Source organism: Heyndrickxia ginsengihumi (genome assembly GCF_011008565.1).
Lineage (GTDB): Bacteria > Bacillota > Bacilli > Bacillales > Bacillaceae_C > Weizmannia > Weizmannia ginsengihumi.
Genome location: NZ_JAAIWK010000046.1, coordinates 1 through 9,949, shown reverse-complemented (window position 1 = coordinate 9,949; position 9,949 = coordinate 1). Strand labels below are relative to the sequence as shown.

The window sequence follows — 9,949 nt, the reverse complement described above, 5'->3', positions numbered from 1 at the left end:
GTTTGCGTGTTTTATTACATCATCAATTTAAGGTTAAAGGAATTCCGGTAATTTAGGGGTAGGAGCGAGAGCTCATACCCCAACATTTGACGTAGAACCAGAAAAAGTGTTGGAGATGACGAAGATGACTAAAAGGTACTTAAGTGAAGTAGAACAAAAACAACTTGCTTGTAACCCCTATGTAGAATCTGTTACTGAAAAAGGAATCACTTATACAGATGAATTTAAAAGACATTTTATTGCAGAGAATGAAAAAGGAAAAGGTACACGTGAAATCTTTGAAGAGACTGGTTTAGATGTAGATTTAATTGGCTTAGATCGCGTGATTTCCTCTGGTAAACGTTGGCGTAAAATATATCGAGAAAGAGGAATCAATGGATTAGTAGATACACGAAAAAACCATTCAGGACGTCCTTTAGAACGTGAACTAAGCTTAGAGGAGAAATATGCTCGATTAGAAGCGAAAAACCGAATATTACAAGCTGAAAATGAACTCTTAAAAAGGCTCGATCTACTCGAAAGGCAGATGGTGAAGAAAAAATAGAACTGATAACCGAGCAGAAATTCTTATTAATTTATCAAACGATTGAAAAATACAAACTAAAGCGAATGGTCAAGTACCTTTGTGAAGTAGTCGGTGTATCTCGTTCAGGTTATTACAATTATTTTACTGAAAAAGCAAAACAAAACCGTGCAGTACGTTATCAAGCAGATGAAGAAGTAAAGGCAATCATTTTAAAAGCGTTTCATTTCCGTCGTCGTAAGAAAGGTGCACGTCAAATTAAAATGACTTTGGAAAATCAATATGGTATCACATACAATCTTAAACGGATTCGCCGGATAATGAAGAAATTTGATATTGTTTGTCCGATTCGAAAAGCTAACCCCTATCGTCGAATGGCAAAAGCTACGCAGGAACATCGGACATGTCCAAACCTCCTCCAACGTCAATTTAAACAAGGCATAGTTGGCAAAGTATTATTAACAGACATTACTTACCTAACATATAAAACAAGGTAAGCGTGCCTACTTATCCACGGTAAAAGATGCGGAAACCAATGAAATATTAGCCTATGAAGTATCAGACAAAATTACGCTCGACATCGCCTTAAATACTTTACGTAAATTAAAACGAAATTATCCGCATATAGCTGAAGAGGCGTTTATACATTCAGATCAAGGATTCCATTATACGAATCCGCAATTCCAAAAGCTTGTGAAGAAAATGGGATTGGGTCAGTCAATGTCACGTCGTGGTAATTGTTGGGATAATGCGCCCCAAGAATCAGTCTTTGGGCATTTTAAAGATGAGACGAATATAGAGGATTGTGAAACACTGGAAGATGTGAAAAGAGAAGTAAAAAGTTATATGACATACTATAACCATTATCGTGGACAATGGAATTTAAAGAAGATGCCACCTGTAAAATACAGACAGCATCTTCTTCAAATTGCTTAAAGATTTTTTTATAAATGTCCTTTACAAAGGGTACATTTTATATTGCTGAGAGGTTTTTTTTTATAAAATTTTCTTAGTTTTAATATTTATATGGTTATTGTATTGTGAATCCATAATCAACTACTATATTTTGCCCTCGTATAGCATTTGACTTTTCCGAAAACAGAAAATCAATAGTATTAATAACATCTGTATTAGTTACTAATTTTCTATACGGAATTTTAGAGATTAATTTCTTACCTTTTGATGTATTAAAAAAATCATGATTTTTACTATTAACAATATATCCTGGGGAAATAGCGTTGACTTTAATGTCTTTTGATGAATACTCTGCAAAATCTAAGCTTAAATTTTTAACCAAATGAATAAGAGCCGCTTTAGATGGTCCGTAATCAATTCTATCTATATGTCCTACTACACCATTTTGGGAAGCTACCAAAACTATAGATGTTTTTTCGCTAAGACTATTATATATGTTTTTTAAAATTTTATATACCGATATAAAATTCACTGAAATTGTCTCTTCAAAATCCTCTATAGTAGATGAGAAAAAATTATGAAGTTTATTTACACCGACACAAAAAAGTATCTTATTTAAAATAATTGAATTTTCCTCTAAAAAAGTCACTAATTTGTGTATTTCTTCTTCTTTAGTTACATTAACTGGCAAATAATGGAATTTAGAGTTTTTAATTTGAGAGCTATTACTTATATCAACTCCAATTATAGTTTCATAATTACATTTATTTATATATTCGCTTGCTAATTGGCCACTAGAACCTACAACTAAGGTAGTGATTCTAAACACCTCTTTCAAAGTTTAATATAATATAGTTGAAAATTAAAATTTATTAACATTATTTTGCATCTAAATATTGACACTTTTCGAAAAAAAGTCAATTATATATATAATCATATAGACATAGTGAGTAATATTTATACTAGGATTCTCAGAAGTGAATACTACAGATTAAATGGAACAGGTTCATTATTGCTAGGTACCGGTGAAGCTGCGGGTATAGTTGCAGGAATTGCACTCACTTGATAAAACAAGGGAATGGAATATTTCCTTCGATAATATCGGTAATATTTGATTTTTTTTAATATTATTCTTCATCTAAATATTGCATTTAATTGGAAATTTTCGTAATATAGTTATAAAGTCATAGGAGGTGATATTTATGCTAGAATTCTCAGAAGTAAATACTGCAGAATTAAATGGAATAGGTTCATTTATGCTAGGTGTGGCTGCCGGTGCAGGTACAGCAGGTTTAGCTGCTGGAGCAATAATTTTACTCACATGATAAAAGAGGGGAATGGTATATTGCTTTCATTAATATTGAGAATATTGACTGGCACTATAATTGGTTTGGGTGGATCTGCATACGTAATGATAGTTCCTCATCCTAAATTCTTAATAGTTTCCATTTCTTACTTAATTGGGGCTGTTTTAGTTGGTTGGGTAGTTGCAGATATTATTCAACATAAATTTACATAAACAAAGGGGTGAATAACAATGTTAGAATTTAAAGAAGTTAAAACAAGTGAGTTAAATGGAATTAATGTATCACATTTCATTGCTGGATTTGGTGCAGGTGTTGCGGCAGTAGGTGCAGGGGCAGCTGTAGCAGGAATTATTCTAACATAATACTCACTAATTAAATAAAGAACTTAGAAGTGAACATTTATTTGAATTAATGTATTATTTTTCTCAATTACTTTTTTAAGGCACTAAAGAGAATAATACACTTTTGTTTCTTCTAAGTTCTTTTATTATGGATAAAAAAGGGGATAAGTTAAATATGACTAGTGCTATTGGCATTGTGAAAATACAGAACATTGACGACGTGTTAATCTGTATAGATTTTTCAAAAGAAGAAAAGAACTACTTGGAAGAAAAATATAGCAATAATAATCTGTGTTTTGAGAAATACAACTTGGATACATTGACAGTGAATGACTTTTTAGATGAGTTGGAGTTTTCTGATTATAGGGATTTTATTATTATTACAAATGAATTAACTATTAGAATGGAAAATATTTTAAGTTATATTAGGGGCAATTTAGAAATCAATATAAGTGTTTATAATGCTAAAATAAATTCATTTTTTATTAATGATACTAATAGTGACTTAGATTATAGTTTTTATTTTTCTGAGGAAGACGATATAGAACAGCGTCTACAAAATTCTTATGAATGTTTGTACCAAGGGGTTTATAATTATAATGAAAATATACATATTAAGCATCTATACATAGATGATATAAAAGATTTGAATAAAATACATAGTTCTATATTTAGAAATTGTAGCTTTAATTCATTGATTTTATTCTCTAAAGCTCCTAAAGGTGAAATATTGGAGTTAGATTCTAACATTTATTCGAAAATAATGGGGATGGAAGATTTTATGTCTAAAATTAGAAAAATATCATTTTTAGACATAAAGAAAGATGATGTGTTAGAAGATATAATACGTTTTAGTCAAGAGGGGACTTTGGAAAATAATCATTACTTAATCAGGGACTTTGGGAAATATTTCTTTGAGCCTAGAATATATTCTCTATTCATTAAGAATGAAAAAATATATTATGACTCACAATATTCTATATGCTTAAGTGAGGATATAAATACCTCGGTAAATGAACTGTTACATGAGTTGAATAGTCTTAAAAGCAAAGATGATTTCAATTCATTTTTAACTTATGATTATTATTTAGGTCATTTACTTTCTTTTCAATACAATAAAAAAATTCAAATTATATCTAGAAATACAAATAGGTATTTGGAAAATTACTCAAATATTAAAAAAATGCCAATCTTTAATGAGTGGTTAGCATTTATAGTTGATAATCAAGGGTACTTTCTACATAAATTGACATTAAGGCTATTTAAAGTCAATGAAGAATTTTTGAAAGTATATGAATATATAATAAAGGAAGCAGAAGGCTATATGGATTTAAAATTAGTAAATGATGTAAAAAGGATGCTGAATAATGCAAACGAATAAATTGATATCAGAAAAATTCAGGAATCTAGAGGGGTCATTGAATTTAGTTGAATTATACAGTGAAAATATATTCAGCCAATATTATAGTGATATTCAAACTGAAAACTTTTTGAATGATTTGGAATACTATAAAAGTAGGCTAACTAAAAGTGAAAACATAATCGAATTGGCTTCTGGTTCAGGAAGAATACTTATCCCGTTAGCTGAGGATGGATATAATATTGTAGGTATAGAAAAAGAAAAAGAAATGATAATGAAAATGGAAAAACATCAAGATAAAGTTATTCATGAAAATATATTTTGTGTGGAAAAGTTAAAAAAAGAATATAGTAGAACTGATTGTTTGTTACTACCGGCTACGTCTATATCTTTATTTAGCTTAGAAAACTTTGCGGAGTTACTAAATTCAATAAAAATAATGAATAAAGGATTAAGAATTATTTTAGATGTATATAATCTACGTAAATTTCTTTCTGAAAAGCCTAAAAAAGAGATAACAGAAAAAGGTACCTTTTACTACCTTAATTTCGAGGAAGATAACTGTATTATTTATAATATATTTCATAAAGAATCTCAAAAAATCGGGTATAGTGTAAAATTTAATCATAATTGGAAGGATATAGTGAGTATGTTGCAAAAAATAGGGTTTTATGTAAAAATTACAAACCCACAAAAAGATTACTTTATAATAGAAGGTGTCATGCATGAGTGAAAAAAATATAGTTTTGAATGGTAATATTAATGCAACAAAATTACATAATATAAATATCAATTATGCAAATGACAGTTTTCTATATGATGAAAATAATGAAGAATATATTGACCTTAATAGTGGGCTTTGGAATGTGTCACTTGGATATAATAATGGATTTAATAGAATAATAGAAAAAGGCTTGTCTAATATTTTAAATAAAAACCTACCTTATCTTGATATATCATCGTATAATCATTATTTATATGAAAGAACAGCTACTAAAATTTTGAATTTTGTAGGAAAAGGAATATTTGAAAAAGTATTTTATACTAATAGTGGTTCTGAATCTTTAGAATTGAGTTTAAAAATCGCGAGGGCAATTAGTTCCAAAAAAAAGATTGTTACTTTGAATGATTCTTATCATGGCACATACTATGGAGGAATGGCTTTAAGTGGGATAACAAAGGAATTTGTAAAAAGTCACGAACCAGATTATAGAGAGATTATTAATCTAGATTTGCCGATAACTGAAGAAAAGGAGAAAGAGTTTTTTGAATTTTTGATGGATAATAGGGATTATATAGGTATAATATGTGTTGAACCCGTTATTAGTTCTGGGGGCATCAAATTTGCTAATAGTGCTTTCTATAATAGATTAATGAAATTTTGCAATGAAAATGAAATATTAACTATCTTTGACGAAGTGGCAACAGGATTTTATAAAACAAAATATAGGTTTTTTATAGATAAGCTAGAGTATTCTCCTGATATATTATGTTTAAGTAAAGGAATTAATAATGGAGTTTTACCAACTGGTGCAGTATTAATTAATGAAAAGGTATATAGTTTATTAGAAAATATTACAGCAGAGCATTTCTCTACTCAAAATGGAAATTTACTATGCATCCAAACAATTTTTGACAGTATTACATATTACGAAGAACATGATAATGATATTAAAAAGAAAGTAGAAAATATAGAAAGTCTATATTACCATGTGAATATGGAATTTGATTTAAGTATGAGAATAATAGGATTAATGTGCGCAGTCCCTGTTAATAAGATTAATAGTTTAAACACGATAATGAGAAAACTAAAGGACAAAAAGATTCTTACTTATTGCTTTGAAACTGGTAAAGAGCAAGGATTAATTATAGTTCCAAATATTTATATAGATATAGATCTACTTAAAAGGATTATGAAATTTATAGCAAAGACCGTGAAAAAATATGATTAAACATATTACTGTAAATAATAAAAATATAGAAATTGTTGAAGATAACATAAATAGCAAATACTATATTTATAATTATTTTAATAATCGTACCATAATAGGAAATAAAGAAGTAGTGGATCACTTGGTTGAAAACTCGCATCTTTCTATTGAAAGCCCACTCTATAATTTTGTGGAGCATAAGAAAAAAATTAATATTTTAGACTTCTCTTTACTAAAATTTAAAATGCCATATTCTTACATAGCTAAAGTGGGGCAATATACAAAATTAACTAATATGAATGTCCTTGTTCTAATATCATTGATTTTGTCAGCGCTATTTATATTTTTGAATTTAGATTTTTATAAATTTGATTTCAAAGAAATAAAGGCAAATATTATTTATTACGTGATAGTGTGCTATTTAACTCAGTTGTTTATTTTAATGTTACACGAAATATCACATTATTATTATTACTATGAATTTTTTCAACCTAAGTATAGTGTATTCGGAATAACATTTCGATATTTTTCCTTATTTCTCTTTTTTACTTCCGTTCCGTTTATAGACTTAATGGATAAAAAAAATAAGGAAAAACTAATTTTAGCAGGAATAAAAACACAGATATTTATTATGGGGATTTTTAGTATATATGGTTTGTTGTTTGGTTATAATACATATTTCCAATTAATTTATTGCTTGAACTTTCTGTCTATTGCTTTTAATTTATTACCATTTTTTAAATTAGATGGCTATTGGTATGCAAGCTCTATTTTGCGTTCTAATAATTACATGATTTACTTTTTTGATATGTTAAAAAGAAGAAAGCAGTTTAATTTTGTAGTTTTTATCATGGGAATAATCAACATATTGATGATTTTTTTATTAATTATTTATAGTTTTCTATCGTTATGTAATTTATTTATAAAGTAATTATTGAAATAGGAGGAAAGATTCTTGTCTTTAATAGTTAGAAATATTACAAAAGTTTATAAAGATACTAAAGCCGTAGAGGATGTCTCTTTTTCTTTAAAAGAGGGTAAAATGCTTGGATTTTTAGGTAGAAATGGCGCTGGCAAAACTACTACATTTAGGATGATATTGGGGTTAACAGAAATGACCCGAGGGGAAGTTCTTTTTTGGGGTGAAAAAATGACTAATAAGTTTAATAATCAAATTGGTTATTTACCAGAAGAAAGAGGTCTACATCCAAAGTTAACAGTTTCACAAGAATTATTTTATTTGGCAAGTTTGAAAGGAATGAATAAAAAGGAAATAAAAAAAGAAGTTTCCTATTGGATGAAAAAATTTGATATTGAAGAAAATATCAATAAAAAAATAGAATCATTGTCTAAAGGTAATCAGCAAAAAATTCAATTAATTGCTAGTCTGATACATAAACCAAAACTTTTGATATTAGATGAACCATTTAGTGGTTTAGATCCTATAAATGTTGAACTCTTAAAAAGAGCCGTAATAGAGCTTAATAGTAAAGGAACAATGATTATATTTAGTTCTCATAGAATGGATCATGTTGAAGAACTCTGTGATGACATCTGTCTTATAAATAAAGGTAAATTAGTGTTAAATGGCAGTATAAATGATATAAAAAAAGATTACGGTTATAAAAAGGTTATTATAGAAGGAAATATTGATTTTAGTAGACTAAGTAATGTTCCAGGTGTAAGTAAAATGGAAACAAATAAAAAGCAAAGCATATTTAAAATTGAAAATTACGATGCAGCAGAATTATTATTCAATGAAGTTAAAGATATGGGGTTCATCCAAAGATTTCAAATTGTAGAACCCTCACTAAATGATATATATATAGATCAAGTAGGTGAAAAAAATGAGTAAATTTATGACTAGTTTTAAATTCACATACCTAGGAAAAGTGAAAAGTAAATCTTTTATTATTATTACTCTATTGCTGGTTTTATTAGTAATTTTAGCTTTTAATTCCAAGAATATTTTAAATTTGCTGGATGATGATAAAAATATTGGTATTGTGACAGAAAATGAGAATATTTATAAAGCAATTAGCAGTAACAAAAATGCATACTATGGAAATATAGGTGTGGAAAAATATTCAAAAGAAGAGGCTGAGCAACATTTAGAGAGTGGCGAAATAGATTACTTTATAGAAATAAACATTTCAGAAAATGACGAAATTAATGCGGAGTTATTTAGTAAATCAGAAATTCCGACACAGATAAGATCAGGAACCAAGAATTTATTAGATAATCTTCAATCTCAAATTTCTATTCAAAAATTGGGATTGAACAATACCGAGATAAAGGAGTTAAATAAGCAAAGCACATTAAAAGAAAAAATCTTGAATAATAGTGGAGAAATATCAGATAAAGAGAAGAATTTCCAGTTATTATTTTTTACTTTTATAATAGTAGCTATATTTTTTATTGTTATGACTTATACTAATCAAATTGCAATGGAAGTTGCGGTGGAAAAAACTTCTCGGGTAATTGAAATGATATTAACTAGTATAAAGCCTAGTCTGCATATTTTAGCTAAAATTGTAGGTGTATTTATGGTTGCTTTAACTCAAGTAATTATAGTAATTTTAACTGTATGTTTTTGTTTGTTAATTTTCGATGCAGGAGCTATATTTGAGAAGTTTGATTTAGAAGTAACATCACATAGTACTTTTTTAATAATTTTAAGTATTGTTTTTTGGTTAATTGGAATCATATCATATACTATAGTTGCTGCAGTATTAGGATCTTTGACCTCTAGAATTGAGGATATAGGACAATCAGTGATGCCACTAATATTGATCTTACTTGCAAGTTTCTATATTGTCATTTTCAGTTATGATAATACTGAAAATTATTTTGTAAAGGTAAGTAGTTATATTCCATTATTTTCACCATTCACAATGTTATTCCGTATTGCTAATAATGAGGTGGATATTTTAAGCGTAATTTCGAGCGTAGTTATATCAATTATTTTTATAGTCACTTTATTTATAATAGCTTCTAAGAGTTACAAATCTTTGATATTAAAGTACGAAAAAAATATACTTTACAACCTTAAAGGTGTATTTTTACGTAAGAATGCATAATAATATTATTATGGAGATAAAGATGATCCGAAAAGATATTTTAAGAGTGGTAGGTCTTCTTCAGCCTGTCCACTCTTTATTATTTGTTTTCTAAAAAAAGTGAGTTTTTTAGGATATTGACACATATTAAAAAGTGAATATGTGTCAATAACGTTTTAGTCTTATACAAAATCGTCGGGATATATTTGTATTTGTACAAATACTGCACCTCAATATGTGCCCTTATGCTAACTAGAGCCATCAACTGAACATACTCGTCAATGGTGAAGTAGCCGGTCAAATATTGCTGTAAAATTTATTCCATCTATCAACACTTCCCCCGTTTGAATGAACGTTTAGTTATCCATACTTTGGAACGGACGTATAATTGCCAACAGTACTTGGAGGAATGAATGGATTGTCAACACTAAACTGGACAATTTTTATAAGGTCTTTTTCTTGTATTCGATTGGTGTTAAATAGCCAAGTGTTCCATGAATCCGAATGTTGTTA

12 protein-coding genes are annotated in these 9,949 nt (G+C 28.2%); 11 read left to right on the top strand and 1 reads right to left on the bottom strand.

Annotated elements, in window-relative coordinates; translation table 11 throughout:
• Window positions 1–124 precede the first annotated feature (124 nt).
• The 3 genes from G4D61_RS18605 (at window position 125) to G4D61_RS18595 (ending at window position 1,459) form a co-directional block, all read left to right on the top strand.
• Window positions 125–544: an HTH domain-containing protein gene (locus G4D61_RS18605; RefSeq protein ID WP_025731418.1), complete on the top strand. Its 420-nt coding sequence runs from the start codon at window positions 125–127 to the stop codon at window positions 542–544.
• A 65-nt stretch (window positions 545–609) separates the two neighbouring features.
• A complete protein-coding gene (locus G4D61_RS18600; RefSeq protein WP_367613800.1) occupies window positions 610–1,020 on the top strand; it encodes an IS3 family transposase in 411 nt (136 codons plus the stop codon).
• Window positions 1,007–1,459, top strand: a complete 453-nt coding sequence (locus tag G4D61_RS18595) for a DDE-type integrase/transposase/recombinase (RefSeq protein ID WP_367613802.1) — start codon at window positions 1,007–1,009, stop codon at window positions 1,457–1,459. Before G4D61_RS18600 ends, G4D61_RS18595 begins: the two co-directional genes overlap by 14 nt.
• A gap of 94 nt (window positions 1,460–1,553) precedes the next feature.
• On the opposite strand, the gene G4D61_RS17575 is transcribed toward G4D61_RS18595, so the two are convergent.
• Window positions 1,554–2,267, bottom strand: coding sequence for an SDR family oxidoreductase (locus G4D61_RS17575; protein WP_367613801.1), 714 nt, complete (start codon window positions 2,265–2,267; stop codon window positions 1,554–1,556).
• A 373-nt stretch (window positions 2,268–2,640) separates the two neighbouring features.
• Here G4D61_RS17575 and G4D61_RS18410 point away from each other — a divergent pair, with 373 nt between their 5' ends.
• The 8 genes from G4D61_RS18410 (at window position 2,641) to G4D61_RS17545 (ending at window position 9,457) form a co-directional block, all read left to right on the top strand.
• Window positions 2,641–2,763, top strand: a complete 123-nt coding sequence (locus G4D61_RS18410) for a hypothetical protein (RefSeq protein WP_268978395.1) — start codon at window positions 2,641–2,643, stop codon at window positions 2,761–2,763.
• Between the two features lie 212 nt (window positions 2,764–2,975).
• Window positions 2,976–3,107 carry a hypothetical protein gene (locus G4D61_RS18405; protein WP_268978394.1) on the top strand — a complete coding sequence of 44 codons (132 nt, stop codon included), beginning with the start codon at window positions 2,976–2,978 and terminating at the stop codon, window positions 3,105–3,107.
• A 154-nt stretch (window positions 3,108–3,261) separates the two neighbouring features.
• Window positions 3,262–4,467, top strand: a complete 1,206-nt coding sequence (locus tag G4D61_RS17570; RefSeq protein ID WP_163174600.1) for a hypothetical protein — start codon at window positions 3,262–3,264, stop codon at window positions 4,465–4,467.
• On the top strand, window positions 4,454–5,179 hold the full coding sequence (locus G4D61_RS17565; RefSeq protein ID WP_163174598.1) for a class I SAM-dependent methyltransferase: 726 nt from the start codon (window positions 4,454–4,456) through the stop codon (window positions 5,177–5,179). Before G4D61_RS17570 ends, G4D61_RS17565 begins: the two co-directional genes overlap by 14 nt.
• Entirely contained in the window at window positions 5,172–6,398 is a 1,227-nt protein-coding gene (locus G4D61_RS17560; RefSeq protein WP_163174596.1) for an aminotransferase class III-fold pyridoxal phosphate-dependent enzyme, read from the top strand. Before G4D61_RS17565 ends, G4D61_RS17560 begins: the two co-directional genes overlap by 8 nt.
• Complete coding sequence (locus G4D61_RS17555; protein WP_163174594.1) at window positions 6,391–7,308, top strand: hypothetical protein; 918 nt, start codon at window positions 6,391–6,393, stop codon at window positions 7,306–7,308. The genes G4D61_RS17560 and G4D61_RS17555 overlap by 8 nt, the downstream gene beginning before the upstream one ends.
• Window positions 7,309–7,332: 24 nt before the next feature.
• The gene (locus tag G4D61_RS17550) at window positions 7,333–8,232 is read left to right on the top strand and encodes an ABC transporter ATP-binding protein (RefSeq protein ID WP_163174592.1); all 900 of its coding nucleotides are present in this window, start codon (window positions 7,333–7,335) and stop codon (window positions 8,230–8,232) included.
• On the top strand, window positions 8,225–9,457 hold the full coding sequence (locus G4D61_RS17545; RefSeq protein WP_163174590.1) for an ABC transporter permease: 1,233 nt from the start codon (window positions 8,225–8,227) through the stop codon (window positions 9,455–9,457). Before G4D61_RS17550 ends, G4D61_RS17545 begins: the two co-directional genes overlap by 8 nt.
• Window positions 9,458–9,949: the final 492 nt, after the last annotated feature.

What these genes read in the sequence shown, in the direction of transcription:
- G4D61_RS18605 (WP_025731418.1), top strand. Translation starts at nt 125, where the DNA reads ATGACTAAAAGGTACTTAAGTGAAGTAGAACAAAAACAACTTGCTTGT.
- G4D61_RS18600 (WP_367613800.1), top strand. Translation starts at nt 610, where the DNA reads ATGGTCAAGTACCTTTGTGAAGTAGTCGGTGTATCTCGTTCAGGTTAT.
- G4D61_RS18410 (WP_268978395.1), top strand. Translation starts at nt 2,641, where the DNA reads ATGCTAGAATTCTCAGAAGTAAATACTGCAGAATTAAATGGAATAGGT.
- G4D61_RS18405 (WP_268978394.1), top strand. Translation starts at nt 2,976, where the DNA reads ATGTTAGAATTTAAAGAAGTTAAAACAAGTGAGTTAAATGGAATTAAT.
- G4D61_RS17570 (WP_163174600.1), top strand. Translation starts at nt 3,262, where the DNA reads ATGACTAGTGCTATTGGCATTGTGAAAATACAGAACATTGACGACGTG.
- G4D61_RS17565 (WP_163174598.1), top strand. Translation starts at nt 4,454, where the DNA reads ATGCAAACGAATAAATTGATATCAGAAAAATTCAGGAATCTAGAGGGG.
- G4D61_RS17560 (WP_163174596.1), top strand. Translation starts at nt 5,172, where the DNA reads ATGAGTGAAAAAAATATAGTTTTGAATGGTAATATTAATGCAACAAAA.
- G4D61_RS17555 (WP_163174594.1), top strand. Translation starts at nt 6,391, where the DNA reads ATGATTAAACATATTACTGTAAATAATAAAAATATAGAAATTGTTGAA.
- G4D61_RS17545 (WP_163174590.1), top strand. Translation starts at nt 8,225, where the DNA reads ATGAGTAAATTTATGACTAGTTTTAAATTCACATACCTAGGAAAAGTG.